This is a genomic window from Clostridium hydrogenum (assembly GCF_021432385.1).
Classification (GTDB): domain Bacteria; phylum Bacillota; class Clostridia; order Clostridiales; family Clostridiaceae; genus Clostridium_S; species Clostridium_S hydrogenum.
On record NZ_JAEACT010000004.1, the window covers coordinates 1,148,952 to 1,170,000 of the forward strand.

At 33.0% G+C, this 21,049-nt stretch carries 16 protein-coding genes, 1 tRNA gene and 2 rRNA genes (1 of these 19 running past the window's edge); 2 read left to right on the top strand and 17 right to left on the bottom strand.

Annotated elements, in window-relative coordinates; all coding sequences use genetic code 11:
• Positions 1 to 53: 53 nt before the first annotated feature.
• From CUEA01_RS23400 to CUEA01_RS23440, 9 genes are all read right to left on the bottom strand, one after another.
• Positions 54 to 1,298 (bottom strand): ABC transporter substrate-binding protein, encoded by a 1,245-nt coding sequence (locus CUEA01_RS23400; protein WP_234124713.1) that lies wholly within the window; start codon positions 1,296 to 1,298, stop codon positions 54 to 56.
• A gap of 201 nt (positions 1,299 to 1,499) precedes the next feature.
• A complete protein-coding gene (locus CUEA01_RS23405) occupies positions 1,500 to 2,756 on the bottom strand; it encodes an ABC transporter substrate-binding protein (protein ID WP_234124714.1) in 1,257 nt (418 codons plus the stop codon).
• A gap of 231 nt (positions 2,757 to 2,987) precedes the next feature.
• Complete coding sequence (locus tag CUEA01_RS23410; RefSeq protein ID WP_234124715.1) at positions 2,988 to 3,860, bottom strand: ROK family protein; 873 nt, start codon at positions 3,858 to 3,860, stop codon at positions 2,988 to 2,990.
• A gap of 219 nt (positions 3,861 to 4,079) precedes the next feature.
• Positions 4,080 to 5,102 carry a glycoside hydrolase family 130 protein gene (locus CUEA01_RS23415; RefSeq protein ID WP_234124717.1) on the bottom strand — a complete coding sequence of 341 codons (1,023 nt, stop codon included), beginning with the start codon at positions 5,100 to 5,102 and terminating at the stop codon, positions 4,080 to 4,082.
• Between the two features lie 18 nt (positions 5,103 to 5,120).
• The gene (locus CUEA01_RS23420; RefSeq protein ID WP_234124719.1) at positions 5,121 to 6,014 is read right to left on the bottom strand and encodes a carbohydrate ABC transporter permease; all 894 of its coding nucleotides are present in this window, start codon (positions 6,012 to 6,014) and stop codon (positions 5,121 to 5,123) included.
• Positions 6,004 to 6,885 carry a carbohydrate ABC transporter permease gene (locus tag CUEA01_RS23425; RefSeq protein ID WP_234124721.1) on the bottom strand — a complete coding sequence of 294 codons (882 nt, stop codon included), beginning with the start codon at positions 6,883 to 6,885 and terminating at the stop codon, positions 6,004 to 6,006. Before CUEA01_RS23425 ends, CUEA01_RS23420 begins: the two co-directional genes overlap by 11 nt.
• 129 nt (positions 6,886 to 7,014) lie before the next feature.
• Positions 7,015 to 8,226 carry a glycoside hydrolase family 130 protein gene (locus CUEA01_RS23430; protein ID WP_234124723.1) on the bottom strand — a complete coding sequence of 404 codons (1,212 nt, stop codon included), beginning with the start codon at positions 8,224 to 8,226 and terminating at the stop codon, positions 7,015 to 7,017.
• Positions 8,227 to 8,267: 41 nt separating this feature from the next.
• Entirely contained in the window at positions 8,268 to 9,464 is a 1,197-nt protein-coding gene (locus CUEA01_RS23435) for an AGE family epimerase/isomerase (RefSeq protein ID WP_234124725.1), read from the bottom strand.
• Positions 9,465 to 9,656: 192 nt separating this feature from the next.
• Entirely contained in the window at positions 9,657 to 11,261 is a 1,605-nt protein-coding gene (locus CUEA01_RS23440) for a response regulator transcription factor (protein WP_234124727.1), read from the bottom strand.
• A gap of 270 nt (positions 11,262 to 11,531) precedes the next feature.
• On the opposite strand from CUEA01_RS23440, the gene CUEA01_RS23445 reads away from it, so the two are divergent.
• Together CUEA01_RS23445 and CUEA01_RS23450 are read left to right on the top strand one after the other, a co-directional pair.
• Complete coding sequence (locus CUEA01_RS23445) at positions 11,532 to 13,418, top strand: sensor histidine kinase (RefSeq protein WP_234124728.1); 1,887 nt, start codon at positions 11,532 to 11,534, stop codon at positions 13,416 to 13,418.
• A gap of 143 nt (positions 13,419 to 13,561) precedes the next feature.
• Positions 13,562 to 13,885 (top strand): DMT family transporter, encoded by a 324-nt coding sequence (locus CUEA01_RS23450; RefSeq protein ID WP_234124729.1) that lies wholly within the window; start codon positions 13,562 to 13,564, stop codon positions 13,883 to 13,885.
• 3 nt (positions 13,886 to 13,888) lie between these two features.
• Here the strand turns inward: CUEA01_RS23450 and CUEA01_RS23455 are convergent, their stop codons facing one another.
• From CUEA01_RS23455 to CUEA01_RS23490, 8 genes are all read right to left on the bottom strand, one after another.
• Entirely contained in the window at positions 13,889 to 14,983 is a 1,095-nt protein-coding gene (locus CUEA01_RS23455; protein WP_234124730.1) for an SGNH/GDSL hydrolase family protein, read from the bottom strand.
• 258 nt (positions 14,984 to 15,241) lie between these two features.
• Complete coding sequence (locus CUEA01_RS23460) at positions 15,242 to 16,606, bottom strand: PTS fructose transporter subunit IIC (protein ID WP_234124731.1); 1,365 nt, start codon at positions 16,604 to 16,606, stop codon at positions 15,242 to 15,244.
• A gap of 66 nt (positions 16,607 to 16,672) precedes the next feature.
• Entirely contained in the window at positions 16,673 to 17,116 is a 444-nt protein-coding gene (locus CUEA01_RS23465; RefSeq protein ID WP_234124732.1) for a PTS sugar transporter subunit IIA, read from the bottom strand.
• A 5-nt stretch (positions 17,117 to 17,121) separates the two neighbouring features.
• Positions 17,122 to 18,054: a 1-phosphofructokinase gene (gene pfkB, locus CUEA01_RS23470; protein ID WP_234124733.1), complete on the bottom strand. Its 933-nt coding sequence runs from the start codon at positions 18,052 to 18,054 to the stop codon at positions 17,122 to 17,124.
• 19 nt (positions 18,055 to 18,073) lie between these two features.
• Complete coding sequence (locus tag CUEA01_RS23475) at positions 18,074 to 18,835, bottom strand: DeoR/GlpR family DNA-binding transcription regulator (protein ID WP_234124734.1); 762 nt, start codon at positions 18,833 to 18,835, stop codon at positions 18,074 to 18,076.
• Positions 18,836 to 19,090: 255 nt separating this feature from the next.
• A tRNA-Phe gene (locus CUEA01_RS23480) sits at positions 19,091 to 19,166 on the bottom strand.
• A gap of 12 nt (positions 19,167 to 19,178) precedes the next feature.
• Positions 19,179 to 19,295: ribosomal RNA gene (rrf, locus tag CUEA01_RS23485) — 5S ribosomal RNA — on the bottom strand.
• A gap of 77 nt (positions 19,296 to 19,372) precedes the next feature.
• A 23S ribosomal RNA gene (locus CUEA01_RS23490) occupies positions 19,373 to 21,049 on the bottom strand (it continues 1,230 nt past the right edge of the window).

Genomic DNA, 21,049 nt, shown 5'->3' on the forward strand with positions numbered 1-21,049 from the left:
ATTAAAAAAGACTATCGCACTAATTTTTTAGTGCGACAGCCCCATATTCCTTATTAATCAGCAGAACTTCTTGCAGCCTTAAACTTGCTATTAACATCTTGAATAACTTTATCTGGAGTAGATGTAGTCATATATTCTTGTAATTCTTGTGATAAGTTAATTTCTGATTCCTTCCATATTTTAGAAACCTTATCATCTGATGGTTTTACTGTTATTATAGGTGTTTTGTATGAAAGTAATTCTTCAAGTCCAGGTGCGTCTTGTTTTGCATCTTTAAGTGGTGAAGCTATTCCACAAGCCTTTGGATATCTATCCTTTGTAAATAACCATTTTAAAAATTTCTTTGCTGCGTCTAAATGCTTTGAAGTTTTAGCAACTCCTAAACAAGTATCTCCACCCATAATTAATGCTTTTGTTTCTGGAAATGGGAACATTCCTATATCTTCAGCTTTTGCACCATTTTGTACAAGCTGAGGTGTAAGCCAAGATCCAAGATAAGTCATAGCTGTAGTTCCTTGTGCTAAAGATTTCTTTGAATTATCCCAGCTTGTTGACATTAAGTCTTTTTCTAAATATCCTTTATCCTTCATAGTTCTCATAAACTTAAATCCGTATAATAAACCATTTGGATCATCAAAAGGATTCTTTGTTTCAAAGCTATTCTCGAAATTATCATCGCCAGTTTTTTCTTGTGCAAGTGAATGACCGTCTGAATATGGAGATAAAGGCCATACATCTTTATAGTTACTTGCAAAAGGCGTTATTCCTGCTGCTTTTAATTTATCACAATCAGCGTAGAACTCGTCCATTGTTTTTGGAATTGAAGTTATACCTACCTTTTTAAAAGCTTCCTTATTATAAATTACTGCAGTATAGTTAACCGAACTAGGTATTCCATAAAGTTTTCCATTAACTTCTGCATTGTCATAACAATTTAAGTTATCCTTAGTAAACCCTAAATCTGATATGTCAGCATAATATTTAGGATAGTCAGTTCTCTGCATTGTACCAACTACACTTGATACGTCTGGAAGTTCACCACCAGCTGCCTTTGTTTTCATAACACTATCACTATCTTTTTCAGATTCAATCTTAATTGTTACGTTAGGATTTGCCTTATGATACTCGTCAGCCAAAGCTTTAAGAGTTGTACCTGCCATATCTGTTCTGTGTGTTTCCCAATTTAAAGTTATACTGTCACTGCTTGAACCACTACCAGAACTACCACAACCCGCCAAAACCGATGATACCATTACAGCGCCTATAACAATTGAAAGTAATTTTTTCCTTTTAATCACATTAATTCCCCCTAAACTATATTTGCATATCGTTTTCACAACATACAGCTAACAACCTAAAACTTAACGTTTTATAATGTGTTTATTAACTATCATGTACTCATTATATTCTTAATTTATACCCCATTGAATTACATTTATTCAGTTTTATTAACATAAATTCGGCTTGTGAAAACGTTTATAGTTATGTAGGGATTGAAATTATTTAATACTACTTCTTACTGCTGCAAACCTGTCATTTATATCATCAATAACTTTTTCAGGATTTGATGATTGCATGTAATCTTGAAGCGCTTGCTGTAAATTTATCCCCGATTCTTGCCATATTCTAATAATCTTGTCGTTTGCCGACTTTTCTTCTAATATAGGAAGCCCTGCTGAAAGAAGTTCATTTACTCCAACAATATGAGACTTTTCACCTTTTATTGGAGTTGAAATTTTCATTGCATTTTGGACTTTATTATCTTTATAGAGCCACTTTAAAAATTCTTTAGTTTCCTTTTTATGCTTGGAAGTTTTAGCTATGCACATTCCACCATTTCCACTCATAATTATCGCTTTGGTTCCTGGAAATGGAAACATGCCTATATCCTCTTTTCTTGCCCCATTATCAAGTAATTGTGGTGTAAACCAAGTTCCAATGTATGTCATAGCAGTTTTCCCTTGAGCCATATCCTTCTTTGAATTATCCCAACTTGTTGACATTAAATCTTTTTCTAAGTATCCTTTTTCCTTCATACTTCTCATAAATTTAAATCCGTATAATAAACCATTAGGATCATCAAAAGGATTCTTAGTTTCAAAACTGTTTTCAAAATTATCATCACCTGTTTGTGCTTGCGCAAGTAAATGTGTATCTGCATATGGAGCTAACGGCCATCCATCTTTAAAGTTACTTGCAAATGGAGTTATTCCCACAGCCTTTAATTTTTCACAATCAGTATAGAAGTCATCTATTGTCTTTGGTGTTGATGTTATTCCTGCTTTCTTAAAGGATTGTTTGTTGTAAAAAACCCCCATATAATTAATTGAAAGGCTCAAACAATACAATCTTCCATCTTGCAGGCCAGCATTATAGCAATATAAATTATCCTTATTGTAGCCTAAGTCAGATAAATCCTCATAGTATTTAGGATAATCTGTCTTTTTCATTGTACCAATTACGTAAGATAAATCTGGAAGCTCCCCACCTGCTGCTTTTGTCTTTAATACTCCATCACTATCTTTTTCAGCTTCAATCTTTATTGTAATATTCGTATGCAGCTTATGATAATCATCGGCTAACTTTTTAAGTGTTGTGCCTGCTACATCCGTTCTATTAGTTTCCCATTCTATAGTTATGTTTTTTTCACTTGATTTGCTGACAGTTTCTCTTACATTTGATTTACACCCAACTAAAACTGATGATAATATTGCAAAACTTACAATAATTGAAGGTACTATTTTACTTTTAACCAAGTTACCCCCCCCTTAAAAAATATTGTATTTTAAAACATTTAACAGTTATTTTTATAAATAAAATAGGAACAGACCTTAGGCCTATTCCTATTTTATTATAAAACCTTATTAACTTCAATTGTCATATCTTTATAGATATACCAATTCAACTATCGAAATTCATATGCACCATAATGCCCAGAAGATGGCATTTTGGTACAAATCAATTTCAAGTTTCATGGTGGTATATCTTTATATAAACAATGTAAATGCCCCTATAATTCCCGCATCATTTTTATGCTTACATAAGTCAATATCAACCTTTAAATCTTCCCAATCCCTTAGTTTCTCCAAGTGTTTTCTTATATCTTTTATAAAACCAGCTCTTTCGCTGATGCCTCCGCCAATAAGAACTTTTTCTGGATTTAGCACTACCGAGATATTAAATACAAGCGCACTTACTCTTTGAAACCATGCTTCAATTATTTCTGCTACTTTCTCATCTTTTTCAGCTTCAAGAAAAACTGTATTTCCTTCCACCAAATCGCTATCACTGATACCCTTATATTTTTTATAATCATCTATCAAGGCTCTAGTAGAATTCCTTTCACTTACAGTACTTGTACCTCCATTTTCATTTAAAACCATAAATCCAAATTCACCACTTTTAAACTTATGTCCATGTTGCAATTTTCCTTCTGATACAATTGCCCCTCCTATTCCAGTTCCAATAGTAATACATACATAATCACTGCACCCTTTAGCGTTACCATTAAAACCTTCTGCTAAAGCAGCACAATTTGCATCATTTTCAATTTTTATAGGTAGTTTTATATGTTTCTCAAGTATTTCCTTTAGATTTTGATTATCTAAAACCGTTATAGCTCCTGCTTTTTCTGAGTATCCTGTACTAAAGTTTATGAATCCCGGTAAGCTTATTCCAATTCCACTTAATTCATATTTTTTTTCATATTTTTTTATAACTTGCATCATATTATCCACAAATTCACCTAATTCACTACAATTTGTGTCATATTTATCTTTTTCTAATATATCACCATTTTCATTAATAATTCCATGTTTTACTTTTGTTCCACCGACATCAAAAACCATATAATTTTTCATACTACTCACTCCTAATTCTATACATTAACCAAGTTTAATTTCAAAGTCCGAAATTTTGTAATATAAAAACAATGCACAATTCTCGATGCACAATTCACAATGAAGGATGATTTTCTGTTATCCAGAAAATCTTAAAACTTATTATTTTAAGATTTTTCTCCGCTAGCGGAGAAAAATCAACCTTCATTGTGCATTGTGAACTGTGAATTGTGCATTGTCCTATCTGTATTCTTCCGCATCCCCAGGCAAAAGTTCAGAATTAGATTTAATGTACTCTACTAATTCATCAACTGTTGTATATGCTAATGCAAGATAAGTATCTGCTGCTCCATAGTATACTGCAATTCTTCCTGTATCTGCATCAGCAAGTGCAGCACATGGAAATACAACATTAGGAACAAAACCTGTAGTTTCATATGGCTTTTCTGGTGTTAAAAGATAATCTCTAGTTCTATATAAAACCTTTGATGGATTTTCTCTATCTAATATTGCTGCTCCAAAGCTATACACAAAACCGTTACATGTACTTGAAACTCCGTGGTAAAATAATATCCAACCTTCTGAAGTTTCTATTGGTGCTGCTCCTCCTCCAATTTTAACTGATTGCCACCAACTATTTATTCCGCCCTTTGTCATTACTCTTCTGTGTTTTCCCCAGTATTTCATATCAGGACTTTCGCTTAAGAATATATCTCCAAAAGGTGTATGTCCACTATCACTTGGTCTGCTTAATAGCAAATAATTTCCGTTTATTTTCCTAGGAAATAATACTCCATTTCTGTTGAATGGTATAAATGGATTTTCAAGTCTTGTGAATTCTTTAAAATTTCTTGTTTTTCCTATTGCAAGTGAAGCACCACCAAAGTCTGTACACCAAATTATATAATAATCATCTTCTACTTTAACTAAACGTGGGTCATATGAGTAATTTGGTTCATATGGCTTTCCCTCTTCATCCTTCCAATGAATTTGTTCATCTGCCAAATCCCATTTTACCGCATCCTTACTTGTTCCAAGGAATAATTGTGGTTTCCCATTTCTTCCTTCTGCTCTAAATACTCCTATAAATCCATCTTCCCAAGGAACGACAGCACTGTTAAAAACTCTAGCTAATTTATCTGTAGGATTCCAATCTATTATTGGATTAGCATCGTGCCTCCATATAACATGGTTGCAGTCTGCCGGCTTGTCTTGCCATGGCATATTTTTTAAACTTTCTCCAAAAATCTTTACTTTACTCATAATAAAATCCTCCCTTTATTAATCCTTAACGGCTCCATCGGTGATACCTGAAAAAATGTATTTTTGTAAGAATAAATATAATATTAATGTTGGAATCATAATTGCTATTATGGCAGCACCCATTAAGTTATATTGCGTATTTTGGTTAGTCGAAAATCTCATTAACGCTGTACTTACGACTACTAAATCTGGATCAGACATATATAAGCTAGGTGCCAGCATGTCGTTATAAACTGCTATAACTTTGAAAATTAACATTGTTGCAATAGCTGGTTTCAATTGTGGTAATATTATTTTTCTAAATATTTTAAAGTATGACGCTCCATCTAAGTATGCACTTTCATCCAAGGCTCTTGGTATTTTATTAATAAATTGAACATACATATATAGCTGCATTATATCCGCACCTATATAGCATAAAATTCCGGCCATTCTTGTATTTAAAACGCCTAGGTCTTTCATCAATACAAATGATGGAATCTGAGTTAACACTCCTGGTATTAATGTAGGTATAAAAAACAATACGAAAACTACTTTTTTTAACTTAAAATCAAATCTAGCTATTGCATATGCTGCTGCTGCATTAAGTAAAATACTGATAGTAGCTGACACAACAATTAAAAAAATTGTATTTCCATAAGCTAAGGCCAAATGTCCTGTACTAAATACTGTCTTATAATTATCAAAGTTTAAGAAACTCTTTGGTAAATCAAAAGCCCCAGAATACATATATTCTCTATTTGTTTTAAAAGAAGCAATGACTACTATAGCAAGGGGAACAAGTATTGTAAGAGTTAAAACAAAGAATAATAACCAGTTTAAAGCTCTTCCAATAGGACTTTGTATTTCTGTTGAACTTTGTATTGGTCTTTTTTTATTTACTTTATTTAAACTAGGCATATTAATCTTCATCCCTTCCTAATACTAATTTTTGTATTCCTATTATAATTACAACAAGAATTAATAACATAACACTCATTGCTGCTGCCTTACCATACTTGTCATCATGGAAAGCCAAATACAGTGATTTTGTAACAAAGGTATCAGTCTTACCAGCTGGTCCACCCTCTGTCATAACATATGGTTGGAAATATGCTTGAAGTGAACCACTTATACCTGTAAATAGCAAATATTCAAGAATACTTTTTATATTGGGAATAGTAATGTATATTGCTGTTTGGAAGAAACCTGCTCCATCCAAACTTGCCGCCTCATAAATATCATTTGGTATTGATTGTAGTGCTCCTAGTATAAATACCATATTAAATCCTGTATACATCCACATACTTATAAATGCTAATGAAAAGTTTCCCATGTAATTTGCAGGAAAAAAGCTACTAACATGCATTCCAAAGATACCAAGGAATTGATTTATAGGACCTTTGTTAGCATCATATAAGTAATTAAACATAAACGCAACAGCAACACCGTTTAATATAAATGGTAAGAATAAAACCGATTTAAAGAAGTTCTTACCCTTCATTTTACCATTTAAAATTATTGCTAAATAAATTGCCAAAGCTGTTTGTATAAACATTACTATTAAATACGCTCCATTGTTTAAAACAGCTAACATGGCTTTTGGATCATGTAGTATTTCAATGTAATTTTTTAATCCAACATACTTCATATTAGGATCTAAACCATCCCAATCAGTAAAGCTATATTGAAAAAGCCTAACTGCAGGATAATAACAGAATATTATTAACATAACTAATGGTATTACTAAGAATGTAAATATTAATAATCTCTTCTGATTTTTTGCACTTGTGCTTCCTAGCATTTTCCTTTCCCCCTTCTACTATTATTCTCATGAAAAAGTAACCACCATGAGAATCGTTCCTCATGCTTATATTATAGTTACAAGCAAATGTAATATAAATTACATCTCTTCAGTTTTATTAACACAAATTCAGTTTTTGAAAACGTTTTTTAATTCCTCTTTCTCTAAAATTTCTAAATTTTTTTTAATCAATTCTTTTCTTTGTCTTACGCAATCACTTGAACGAAGGGGATCTTGTGGTGTATTAAATGCGTAATCTAAAAGCCTATCTACTGTTGATACTGCTACATGTGTTCTTGTATCTGAAGAAGCATAATAAATGTATACATCACCATTTTCTTTAACTATAGCTCCATTTGTGAATACAACATTTGAAACGTCTCCAACTCTTTCTTCACCTTCTGGTGCTATGAAGAATCCACCTGGTGCAGCTACAACTTTTGAGAAATCATGTAAATCTGTAACAAATACATATATAACATATCTTAAGCCTGCTGCAGTATTTCTAACTCCGTGTGCTATGTGTAGCCAACCCTTTTCTGTCTTTATTGGAACGCAGCCAGCTCCATTTTTAACTTCTGTTATAGTGTGATATTGTCTTGGGCTAATAAGTATTTCTTTATCTATTACTGCATTTTCAATATCTTCACACAATCCATAACATATTCCGCTTCCACTTCCTGCATCAATAAAGTCATCCATAGGTCTAGTATAAAAGGCATATTTCCCATCTACAAATTCAGGGTGAAGTACTACATTTCTTTGTTGTGGTGATACCGTTTTTAAGTTAGGTAGTCTTTCCCATACCCTTAAATCCTTTGTTCTAACAATTGCAGCCGATGCTACTGCGGAAGATAAGTCTCCTGCTGGTGCTTTTGGATCTTTCTTTTCTGAACAGAATATTCCATATATCCATCCATCTTCATGTTTAGTAAGTCTCATATCATATACATTTGTTTCATCTGTGTCAGTGTCTGGTAGTTCTATTGGGTAATCCCAAAATCTAAAATTATCAACTCCACTATCACTTTCTGCTACTGCAAAGAAAGATTTTCTGTCATTTCCTTCGACACGAGCTACTAAATAAAATTTACCGTTGAGATCAATTGCCCCTGCATTAAATGCACAATTAACACCAATTCTCTCCATTAGATAAGGGTTTGTCTTTTCATCTAAATCATATCTCCAAGTAATAGGTGCATGTGCGCCTGTAAGAACAGGATATTTAAATCTATTGAATATACCATTTCCGTCTTTTATTTCTACATTCTTTCTTGTTATAAGTTCCTCATGATTTTTAACCAAATTTTTTAATCTTTCCATAAAAACTTCTTTTTCCATTATTATCTCTCCCTCATTATACTTTTTACTCTATCTTCTCTCTAAAGTCTTCTTAAAACTTCAAGGCAAACTCTGCTGTTGTGGTATGGACATTTCCATGGATCAACCTTCATCATCACATCATGCTTGTTATTCTGTCCTTTTGCCATCCAAAACCATTCTCCATTTTCCTTATCAACAATGTTTTCTTCTATATAAATCCACATGTCATAAGATGCCTGTAAAAAATACTCCTTGCCTGTAAGCTCGTACGCATTTAAGTATCCTATAACAGCCTCTGCTTGTGGCCACCAATGCTTGTCTCTATCAAACTCTCCATTTTCATGTTTTTCATTTAAAAGACCACCATCGCTGTCTATTGCTTCTTTATAAGATACTTCTGCCATATTAATAGCAACCTTTTTAGCTCTTTCTAAAACCTCTTTATCACCAAGAACCTCTGCTGCCTCAAACAAAAGCCAGCTTCCTTCTATATCATGGCCATAAGACACTGTCCCTGTTTTTGAATTCCATTTTTCATCAAAGAACAATTTAAAATGCCAGGTATCATTATCTATAATATATTTAATTGTGTCATCTATAAGTTCTCTAAATTTGTTTTCAAACTCTTTGTCTTTCCATACTCTATATAGGTTTGTATACGCTTCCAAAACATGTAAATGTGTATTCATTGATTTCTTTTCATTCATATCCTTATCACTTAATCTAAGATCTTCTTCAAGTTTCCACTCTCTTGTGTAAGCTTCAAAATAACCTTTGTTTTCGTCATCGTAACTGTACTTTTCTATTAGAGTATAAATTTCTTTTGCTTTGCTTAATGCCTCTTCTTCTTTAGTCGCCTTATAATACTCTGTTAAAGCATATATTGCAAAAGCCTCTGCATATATTTGTTTTCTTGTTTCCATTGGTTTTCCTTCGTAATCAACCATCCAATAAACACCCGAGTACTCTTTGTCCCAAAAATTATTTAATATATATTCATAAGCTCTACTAGCTATCTTTAAATACTTTAAATCTTGGTATTTAATGTAGGCTGCTGAAAATGCCCATAAAATTCTTGAACAAAGTATTGAGCCCTTTGGTGCTTTTTTATCAATTTCTAATTCATTAGTTATCTGTCCATAAAATCCTCCAAATTCCTCATCAATATCGTGCCTAATCCAGAATGGTAATATATCTTTTAAAAGTTCGTCCTCTACTTTTTGCTTAAGTTCCAATTTTAATCCATCTAATTCCATTTACCTCAACTCCTATAAAACTAAATTTTCGTAAAAAAATATACTAAGAAATCGTATTCATGGATGTTAAATATCATATCCATGCTCCTACTATCTTAGTATACTTAATATCATTTTTAATTAGAATTACAACAATTCAGTTTTATTAACATAAATTCAGAATAAAAATATATACTTTTTTACACTTAAAATTTAATTTATTAATTGAACATATTCTTTTGGTGATACACCAACTACCTTTTTAAAAGCTCTACTAAAGGACACCGCTTCTTTATATCCAACTGCCTCTGCTATTTCATATACTTTTAAGCTGCCACTCTTTAAAAGCTCCTTTGAGGCATTAATTCTAGTTTCGATTAAATATTCTATAAAGTTTTCACCAACTTCATTTTTAAATAATTCGCTGAAATAATTAGGATTTAAATATACATAATCAGCAACATCTTTTAAGGTTATCTCTTTCCTGTAATTTTTATTTATAAATTCCTTAGCCTTCTCTATTATCTTCATTCCTCTTTCACATCGCATTTTACTCATTTCATCAACATAATGCTGCAACTCACTTATAAAATATCTTTTAACTTGTAGATATGTATCTAATTTGCTTATATAAAAATCAAAACCTTTTTCTTTTGAAGTCACTAAACTTTTGAAATCCTTATTACTATTGGCTATTCTTAATATAATATCTGATAATAGTGTTCTAAATCTTATGGGTTTAAGCCTCTCTTTATATATAAAATTTAATATTTTTTCAGCATACATAGCTACCTTTTCTTTACTGCATAATTCTATTCCATTAATTAATGAATTAATAAGCGTCTCTAGATTATTTGAGTCTATTTCATTAGCATAATCGTTTTCATTTTTATAAATATAAATTGAATTACCACCACAATAGAATCTGTTCTCCATTGCGAGTTTAACTTGATTATAAGCCTTATTTATATCTTCTAATCCATAAAAACATTGACTCATGCCTATACTTATTGTTTTATCTATATCTTTACCCACTTTTCCCTTAAGCTTTTCAAGTAAATCCATAATTTTTTCTAGCTTATTATCACTCTTATCTTTGTGTGAAATAACTAAAACTGCAATTCTATCATCTATTTCACAAATTATAGTTTCAATCTCACTATAATAGTTTAATTCATTGTATACAGAATTCTTTAAACTGTCCAAATTCTTGCCTTCATATTTACCTTCTTCTTCCCAATCAAAGTACTTGTCCTCATCCACTAATCCTAAGTAAAAATGGTCATTTTCTTGTATATCTAGCTTTTTAATTTCTTCCTTAAAGTACTCATCCGTATGAAAACCTTTTTTTAATAACTTAGATAAAATCTCTTGCTTAAGCATCAAGTTAACTTGCCTAATTTGGCTCTTGTAGAGATTATTTCTTTCTTCTTCTAATCTTTCATTTTCAATATCACTTTTTATTTTTGTTAATAATTCAAATAAAGTATCATTACTTATTGGTTTTAATATGTAATCAACAGCACCATTTTTAAAAGTTTCCCTTATGTATTTGTAATCATCAAACCCACTCAATACTATTGAACGAATCTTTAAAGACAGCTTGTTTATGTTGTTAATAAGCTCGATACCATTCATCACTGGCATTTTAATATCTGTAATAAGTATATCAGGTCTAAGTTCTTTTATTACCTCAAGCGCTTTAACTCCATTTGGTGCTTCTCCTATTACTTCAAATCCTTCCATATTACTTTCAATTATTTTTTTTAAACCCATTCTTATTATTTTGTCATCATCCACAATTAAAATACTAAACATATTGAACACCCCTTCATAACTTAAAATTGTGAAGTTTGAAAACAACCCTTTCATAAAAATATTACTTATATTAGCAGTCTCATTTTAATGACATATTTATTTTTTTCTTACAGCATCTTATGTTATAATTCAATATGTAAAGATAAACCACTTGAAACTTCAAAATTAATTTGCATCAAAATGCCGTCTTCTGGGCATTTTGATGCAAATTGATTTTGGTAGTTGAACTGGTTTATCTATAGAAAAATTTAATATAATGAGGTAAAACAAATGTTTAAGTCATTTTCTAGATTTGCTAAACTACTTAAAATCGAAAAATTCAAAAATCTATCTATAATTTACAAATTATATATTTGTTTTTCGTTTATAATAGCACTTTTATTCATATTATCCATAACAAGTTTTACTTATTATAAAAACGATAAAAGTAATACTACTTTAGCCACAGTACATCAGATGAACTCACAGACCATTGGAGAAATCGATTCCAATTTACAGAACTTAATAGACCTTACCAAAATGCCTTTGTTTTATTATAACTCAATGGAACCATATATATCAAATATTTATGGACAGGGTAAACCTGGAAATTCCAACTTAAATTTTAATTCATATTTAAATCATGATTCCTTAAGCGGGTATAATTCCATTTATAATATGATGGACTACATATTTTCTTTAAAAAGCGACTTACATTCTGTATTCATGTTTAATTTAGACGGTACAGGCAGTTATAAATTACGTAGTGCTTCTTTATTATCTCCCTTTAATCCTTCTAATGAACCTTGGTTCTCTAAAAGCATAGAAAGCTTTGGCTCACCGGTTATAATACCTACTTATGTTTTATCTAATGTATCTGAAGTCGAAGGAAACAAATCCCTTGTATATGGGGTTTCAAGGGCGGTCATTGATATTAACAGTTCTCAAATAAAAAATATAATTTTAATAAATGAAGATATAGGCTTCCTTGAAAATATGCTAGAAAAATCATTGATTTATGGTGGGCAAAAAATTCTATTAGTTAATAGTAACCATTATATTATCTCCAGCACAAAAAATTCTGAAACTGGAAAAAACTTAAGTAAGGAAGAATACGATAATTTCATTAATGCATCAAAAAAAGCATCAAAAAAAATAAAAATTAACGGATTAGATTGTTTAGTTACTACCACCTCCTCTTCTTTATCAGATTGGAAAATAATAAATATAATTCCTGTAAATGAACTAAACAAAAATATAGATACCATGAAGTATAGAACTTACTTTCTCACAATCATTTTTATACTTATTGCATTTGCATTTTTAATTATTATAACAAAACAGATTGTAAATCCATTAAAATCTCTTTCAAACATCATGAAAATAGTTGAAAAGGGTTATTTTGATGTTACTATTGATGTTACTAGCAAAGATGAAATTGGTCACTTATCTAGTGCTTTTAATTCAATGACCAAAAAGATAAAAGCCCTTATTCGCGAAGTCTATATTAATAAGTTAGCTCAAAAAGATATGGAGATTCAAATGCTTCAAAATCAGATAAATCCTCATTTTATATATAATACTTTAGAATCCATTCATATGATGGCAGAAATCAACAACGACAAAGAAAGTGCCCAAATGGCTACAACCTTAGGCAGCATATTAAGATATGGTTTGAGTAATAATAGCAATAAGCTCGTAAAAGTTATTGATGAGATTAATAATTTAAAGTCATATATAATGCTTCAAGAAATACGATTTGATAATATTGAAAACATAGTTATCGATATTGACGATGAACTTTTTAATGCTGAAATTATGAAATTAACCTTTCAGCCTATAGTTGAAAACTCATTATACCACGGTTTAAGTACAAGAGAAAGTGGAGGAATACTTAACATTACTGGCCACAAAAGAGGTTCCAATATGCAATTTGAAATATCCGATAATGGAGTTGGTATGACGCAAGAGCAAACAAAATCTTTAAACGGATATATAAATAATTTAAATCAAAACTTTAAAAGTATAGGTCTTAAAAATGTTAATTCTAGAATAAAGCTTCATTATGGAAATGAGTATGGCTTAACAATAACAAGTGAAGAAAACGTCGGTACAATTGTAAAAATACTCATGCCATACAAACTAAATAATTCTTCAAACGATAAGCTATTACCCTAGATTTTCTTAGGCTTTAAAATACAAAAAGGCTGCTACATTAATTTTATGAAGCAGTCTCTTCTTATTTTAAAAATAAAAAACTTATGTTACAATAACATTAGTCAATTTACAAACTAGTATTATTTACGAAATGAGGTTTTTATATGGAATGGATCTATTTAATTCTCGCAATATCCTTTGAAATCACAGCAACAACTTTAATGAAAATATCATACGGCTTTACAAAACTCCTACCAACCATTGGAACATTTTTGGGATATATTCTTTGCTTTACCTTTTTATCAATGGCCCTAAAAAAAATAAATATTAGTGTAGCTTATGCCATATGGTCTGCTGCAGGAATTGTTGTAATATCTACAATTGGAATACTTGTATTTAAAGAAAACCTTAATCTCCTTAAAGTAGTATCTATAATTCTTATTATACTAGGCGTTGTTGGTTTAAATTTAAGCGGAGTAAGTCATTAACTATTACTGAACCACTCCTACAAATATAAGCCTGAAGTTTGTTCCCTTGCATTCTGCTCTATTACCATGTACAACTTCAAGTTCAAAATTATGCGCTCTATTCTCAAGGTCATCATAAAGATTTTCTATCTTAAACCAGCCTTGATCTCCTACCCAATCTGGCCTTTCACGTCTAGTTTCTATCCATTCTCCGCCATCTAATCTATAACGAAATTCTGCTGCTGTTTTACCAAAATCGCATGCAAGAGAGAGTCCTCGCCCTTTAAATTCAAAAGATAGTTTTGCCCCTACTGCAGCAGTTGCAAGCACCTGATCTATCATATTTTGACTTCTCCAACGTCTTACAGCCCAAGGTCCTTTAAGATTAATCTCTGAAAAAGGTAGCTTATAAGTATTTTCCCAATTATCCTTATTTATTGGCTGTGGAAGATTTTTTCCAAAAGGAACGCCATTTAAATTAGGCTTATCTATTAATTCTTCCTGCAAGAAGTTACTTACACTTTGAGCATAAACAGAACTTCCACGTTCATCTGGATGTAGTCCATCTGGAACCCATTCTTCCCATCTCATCATTCCACTTTTTACTTCTTCCAATGCATATAATCCCATATAAACAGAACCTATCTTATAATGTTCTGCAAGTTCCTCAAATTGTTTAACTGTATCCGGTAACTCATCCTTCATTAAGCTTTCATACATCTCTTGGCAATAAGTATATGTCAAAACTAAATCAACCTGCTCTTTTAAAAGCTTTCTTATAAGTCCTTCTCTTGTTCTCATCCTTTTTTCACTTGGTTCATCATTATCATTTACTGCATACTCTACAAATACTATATCGCAATTTCTATTAATTATATCTCTTTCTGCTCTAAATACTGCAAGATCGCTTCCAGTTGCTCCTATAGCCGCATTTTCAACATAAATTCTAACATTAGGAAAAGTTTTTTCGAACCATCCTATTACGTATTCCGGCCATCTTTTATAGGGATCAGCATCAGTTATAGATCCTCCTATAAATCCAAGTGTTACAGTACCTTTTTTTAGCGCTTCCATTAATTTAGGAAGTCCACTTCTATGTTTATATATTTCCAATGACATTTTAACATCTCCTTAGTAAACGTTATCTATAGGTGGATGTGAAAAAGATATACTTTAAATTTTACTATGCCACACATAAACCTCATGAACGGCTCGTAAAAAAATGCCTATATTTTTAACATGCTCCTATATATAAACTATATGATACTAAACGCTTTATTTGAATAACAATATTTTGGATTTATTAACATTAATTCAGTATATAAAAAAATAGAGATACCTTTACACTTGGTATCTCTATTTTTTTAATAAATTCTATTATGCAACTTTCTTTTTTATTACTGAAAGTATTGCTGCTCCAACAACTGTACCTGCAAGTATTGATATGATATATCCTCCAAGGTTGCTTACTACATGTGGTATAAATAATACCCAAACTCCACCGTGAGGAACTGCAAGTGTTGCTCCAAATGCCATTGATAAAGCTCCTGTTACTGCTGAACCTACCATTATAGAAGGTATTACTCTAAGTGGATCTGCTGCTGCAAATGGTATAGCACCTTCTGTTATGAATGATAATCCTAAAGCCCAAGCTGCCTTACCTGCTTCTCTTTCTTGTTCAGTATATTTATTCTTAGTTATTACAGTAGAAAGTGCTATTGCAAGAGGTGGAACCATACCAGCTGCCATAACAGCTGCCATTATTGTAGTACCTGTAGTTGCTAATGTTCCAGTTGCAAATACATATGCTGCTTTGTTAAATGGACCACCCATATCGAATGCCATCATAGCTCCTAATACTATTCCAAGAAGTGCTGCGTTTGTACCTTGTAAACCTTTTAAGAATGCTGCCAAACCATCGTTTACTGCCTTAACTGGGTTACCTAAAATAAATACCATTATTAGTGCTATAATTAAGGTTGAAAGTACTGGTATTACCAAAACTGGCATCAATCCATCTAAAGACTTAGGAAGTCTAATATACTTTTTAATTAATACTACTGTGTAACCTGCAATGAAACCAGCAAGAAGTGCTCCTATAAATCCTGCTCCTATAGTACTTGCAAGTGCGCCGCCCACAAAACCTGGTACAAGTCCCGGTCTATCAGCTATAGAGTATGATATATATCCTGCTAAAACAGGTAACATAAGTGCAAATGCTTGTTTTCCTGTACTAAATATAGTTTCTCCTAAAGTACCAGGTGTCTTGAAAACATAAATTCCTCCAATTGCAAATCCAATTGCTATAAGTAATCCTCCTGCAACAACAAATGGTATCATGAATGAAACACCTGTCATTAAATGCTTGTAAATACCTTTTCTTGATTCTGACTTACTTTCAGTTGCTTCTTCTTTTTTCTCACTATCTTTATATACTGATTTTGTTTCAAGTGCCCTATTTATGAGCCCTTTGGAATCCTTAATTGCATCCTTAACAGGTACTTCAATTAATGGTTTCCCTACAAATCTTGACTTATCTACATTTGTATCTGCTGCTATGATAACAGCATCGGCTTCCTTTAAATCACTTTCACTTATTACATTTTCTGCTCCTACCGAACCTTGAGTTTCTACTTTTATGCCAATCCCCATTTCTTTAGCTGCCATTTGTAACGCCTCTGCAGCCATATAAGTGTGTGCAATACCAGTAGGACAAGACGTTATTGCTACTAGTTTTTTCATAAATATTCCTCCTCAAATAACTTAATTTATTTTAAAGTATTAATACTGGAAGTCCTGTTTTTAGTATTACTCAAATATTTTAATAAATTCATCAAAATTAGTTGCATTATATAGCTTTTCTCTGATATCTGCATGCATAAGTTTTCTTGATATTTCACTAAGTGCTCTAAGATGAACATCACTTGATTCTGTTGGAACCGCAATTAAGAAGAATAAATGTGCTGGTTCATCATCCATTGATTTATAATCTATTCCTTTTTTGCTCAATCCAAAAGTTATAGTTGCTTCCTTTACAGCACCGCATTTTCCATGTGGAATTGCAATTCCCATTCCTATACCTGTTGAAAATTCTTCTTCTCTTTTTAGAACTGCGTTTTTTAACTCTTCTTTATTAGTTACCTTATCATCTTTATATAATATTTCTATTAATTCATCTAAAACCTCATCCTTAGTATTAGCTTTTAAATCAAATTCTACCCTATTTCTTGAAAACATTTCTTTAGTTCCCATTATCATTACCTCCTAATTTCTATATCTACATTTTTTATTAACTTTTTTACATCTTCCAAGCTGCATGCTTGTGTGCCTTCAAGTGAAACAGTTACACCACCTGTTGCTATTGCAAACTTTAGTGTTTCCTCATTATTATACCCATTTATCATTGAATAAATTAATGCTGCTACCATAGAATCACCTGCACCAACAGTGCTTTTTACCGGTACTTTAAGTCCTTTACCATATATTACCTCTCCATTTGTAACAAATATAGCTCCCTTTTCTCCAAGTGAAATCAAAACTTTATCTAATCCATAATCAATAAGCTTTTTAGCCTCATATATCATATCATTTTCGCTATCAAATCGTTTACTTAAAAGGTTTTCAAATTCATGATCATTTGGCTTAATAATATCTGGCTTTTCCTTTATACCTTCTCTTAAAAGCTCTCCTTCTGCATCTAAAATTACAAAAGCGCCTTTTTCTTTAGCTATTTTAGTCAATGTGCCGTATATATTCTTTGGTACATTTGGACTAACACCACCTGATAATACAACTATATCTTTTTCTGAGCAAATGCTTTTAAATTTCTCTATTAAACTATTTAATTCAAACTCAGTAATTATAGGTCCAGCTTCATTAACATCAGTATAAATTTTGTTTTGATTATCTACTATTTTTGTATTTGTTCTTGTATTTTGGCTTACTTCAATAAAATCATTTTTTATATTATTGCTTTGTAATTCTTTTTCAAAGGTATCTTTTAAAATACCTCCAAGAAATCCAGTGCAATTTGAATCTATACCAAAATTTCTTAAAACCTTAGATACATTTATACCTTTTCCACCTATGTCATACCTAATTTTAGTTACTCTATTTACTTTGCCTAATGTAAAATTATCAATCGTAAGAGTTTTATCCATTGCGGGATTTAATGTAACTGTAATTACCAAGATTAAAACACCTCCATTTTCATTTGCTTATTATGACATCAATACCCTTATCCCTAAACTCACTCTCTATTTCTTGTGGTATGCTTCCACTTGTAATTATCGATGTAACATCAGATATAGGGCAAATAACAGAAAGGCAAACATTTTGAATTTTTGAACTATCCGCTACAACAATAACTTTATTTGCAGCGTTTATCATAGCCTTTTTAGTTTGTGCTTCCGTAAAATTTGGTGTAGTTATACCTTCCACAGAAGATATTCCATTAGCCCCCATAAATGCCTTATCAACCCTGAAATAGCTGAAAGTTTTTTCGCATATATGTCCAACCATAGCTCTTGTTTTAAATCTTAATGTTCCTCCAGTTACAACGATTTCCAAATCCTTGTTGTTTGAAAGTTCCTCTGCTATATCTATAGAATTTGTTATCACTGTTACATTTCTAGCTGTTATATTCTTTGCTATTTGTAATGTAGTAGTACCTGAATCAAGAATTATTGTGTCTCCATCCTTAATCATACTTGCTGCTGCTTTAGCAATAGCTAATTTTTCATCCTGTCTTTCATCCTTTTTGTCTAAAAACGATGGTTCAAAGTTGGTTATATCAACCCTTACAGCACCACCATGAGTTCTTTTAAGAAGTTTTTTCTCTTCCATTTCTTGAAGGTCTCTTCTTATTGTGGCTTCTGATACATTAAAATATTCAGAAAGCTCGTTCACTTTAATACTTCCATTGTTATTTAAAATTAAGCTTATATTTTTTTGTCTTTCTTCTGCAAACATATTAACACCATTCCTATTTATATTTATTTGTGTTTATTTCTGTTTGTTTAATTATATTGTAAACGAATTCAAACATTATGTCAATATATTTTTCGTACTTTTTTAAAAATTCTTTCAAGTTTAATCTCATTTAAGCATTTTCAATCATTTTTAAAATCATAAACAAACATTAACAAAAATAAACTCTTATTTTTTCAAGTTACTCTTTAAATTATGAAGGTAAAAATAAAAAAACTCAAGTACAAACTTGAGTTTTGGTGGCCAATCCAGGAATCGAACCAGGGACACGAGGATTTTCAGTCCTCTGCTCTACCGACTGAGCTAACTGGCCATAAAATAAATTACCCGGCAACGACCTACTCTCACACAGAGCTGCCCCTGCACTACCATTGGCGCGTTGGCTCTTAACCTTCGTGTTCGGAATGGGAACGGGTGTTACAACCAAGCAATTATCACCGGATATATTTTTATGATTGACTTCATCAGCCAATTTTTTTGAAAGTATTTTGTACTTTCAAAATTGCATAGTAATTTATATTGGTCAAGCCCTCGACCTATTAGTATTAGTCAGCTAAAAATGTTACCATCCTTACACCTCTAACCTATCAACCTGATGTTCTTTCAGGGGTCTTACTAACTTATGTTATGGGAAATCTTATCTTGAGGGGGGCTTCACGCTTAGATGCTTTCAGCGTTTATCCCTTCCCGACATAGCTACTCAGCCGTGCCGCTGGCGCGACAACTGATACACCAGAGGTCAGTCCATCCCGGTCCTCTCGTACTAAGGACAGCTCCTCTCAAATTTCCTACGCCCGCGACGGATAGGGACCGAACTGTCTCACGACGTTCTGAACCCAGCTCGCGTGCCGCTTTAATGGGCGAACAGCCCAACCCTTGGGACCTACTTCAGCCCCAGGATGCGACGAGCCGACATCGAGGTGCCAAACCTCCCCGTCGATGTGGACTCTTGGGGGAGATCAGCCTGTTATCCCCGAGGTAGCTTTTATCCGTTGAGCGATGACCCTCCCACGAGGTGTCACCGGATCACTAAGCCCGACTTTCGTCCCTGCTCCACTTGTTTGTGTCGCAGTCAGGCTCCCTTCTGCCTTTGCACTCTTCGCGCGATTTCCAACCGCGCTGAGGGAACCTTTGGGCGCCTCCGTTACTCTTTCGGAGGCGACCGCCCCAGTCAAACTGCCCATCTAGCTATGTCCCGTGGCCAGCTTCATGGCCTCCGGTTAGAATCTCAATACTGTCAGGGTGGTATCCCAAGGATGGCTCCATAGTCCCTGACGAAACTATTTCCTAGCCTCCCACCTATCCTGTACAGACAATATCGAAACTCAATGCTAAACTACAGTAAAGCTCTACGGGGTCTTTCCGTCCAATCGCGGGTAGCAAGCATCTTCACTTGCACTACAATTTCGCCGGATTTGCTGTTGAGACAGTGCCCAAATCATTACGCCATTCGTGCGGGTCGGAACTTACCCGACAAGGAATTTCGCTACCTTAGGACCGTTATAGTTACGGCCGCCGTTTACTGGGGCTTAAGTTCATGCCTTCGCTTGCGCTAAGCATTCCCCTTAACCTTCCAGCACCGGGCAGGCGTCAGCTCCTATACATCAGCTTTCGCTTTAGCAGAAACCTGTGTTTTTGATAAACAGTTGCTTGGGCCTATTCTCTGCGGCCTACTCTCGTAGGCACCCCTTATCCCGAAGTTACGGGGTCAATTTGCCGAGTTCCTTAACAGCAATTCTTCCGATGGTCTTAGGATTCTCTCCTCATCTACCTGTGTCGGTTTGCGGTACGGGCACCAAACTCCTCGATAGAGACTTTTCTTGGCAGCATGAAATCAGATACTTCGCAAATAAATTTGCTTCCCCGTAACACCCTAGACTTAAGAATACACGGATTTGCCTATGTATTCATCCTCAGTGCTTAGACACACATCCAATAGTGTGCACATCCTATCCTTCTGCGTCATCCCATTTCTGATAACGTTGTTTGGTGGTATCGGAATATCAACCGATTGTACATCGCCTACGCCTTTCGGCCTCGGCTTAGGTCCCGACTTACCCTGAGCGGACGAACCTTCCTCAGGAAACCTTAGATTTTCGACCACTAAGATTCTCACTTAGTTCTCGCTACTTATGCCAGCATACTCTCTCCTGTACAGTCCACCGCTCCTTTCGGTACGACTTCTGCCCATACAGG